1 pseudogene is annotated in these 657 nt (G+C 58.4%); it reads left to right on the top strand.

Features of this window, described 5'->3' with window-relative positions:
* Positions 1 to 61 precede the first annotated feature (61 nt).
* Positions 62 to 657 (top strand): annotated as a pseudogene (locus tag L0976_RS28575) (transposase); the annotation flags it as partial.

The following is a 657-nucleotide window of genomic DNA, read 5'->3' as shown; positions in this document are numbered from 1 at the left end:
ATCTGAATAGCCCCTAGATTTGTAGACGCCTTCTCCCCTAAATCTGAGGCAGGAGGCCTACATGGGCAAAGGCAATTTCACGGAAGAGTTCAAGCGCGACGCGGTGCGTCAGATCACCGAGCGTGGCTATCCGGTAGCGGAGGTCTCGCAGCGGCTGGGGGTCAGCCAGCATTCGCTCTACGAGTGGAAGAAGAAGTTCGGCATATCGAACGGCAAGACCAGCGACGAGGCCGACGAGATCAGGCGGCTGAAGAAGGAACTGGCTCGCGTTACCGAGGAGCGCGACATCCTAAAAAAAGCGGCCGCGTACTTCGCCAGGGATGCAAAGTGAAGTACGCGTTCATTGCCCTGTATCGCCTGCGGTTCTCGGTGCGGACGATGTGCCGGCTTCTCCATGTGCACCCGAGCGGGTTCTATGCCTGGCTGAAGAACCCGTTGAGCAAACGGGCCAGCGAGGACAAACGACAGACCGATCTCCTGTTTCAAGCTTGGGAAGAGAGCGGCAAGGTCTATGGCTATCGGAAGCTTCATGACGACCTTCTCGACCAAGGCGAGATGTGCTGCCCGAACCGCGTCGCACGTCTGACAAGGCTTGCCGGGATCAAGGCTGAGATCGGTTACAAACGTCGTCCTGGCAAATATGGCGGCCGCCCCTCC

This window comes from Shinella sp. NM-101 (genome assembly GCF_021401195.1).
Lineage (GTDB): Bacteria > Pseudomonadota > Alphaproteobacteria > Rhizobiales > Rhizobiaceae > Shinella.
The sequence above is the reverse complement of the archived record's forward strand: the minus strand, read 5'-3'. Positions and strand labels throughout refer to the sequence as shown.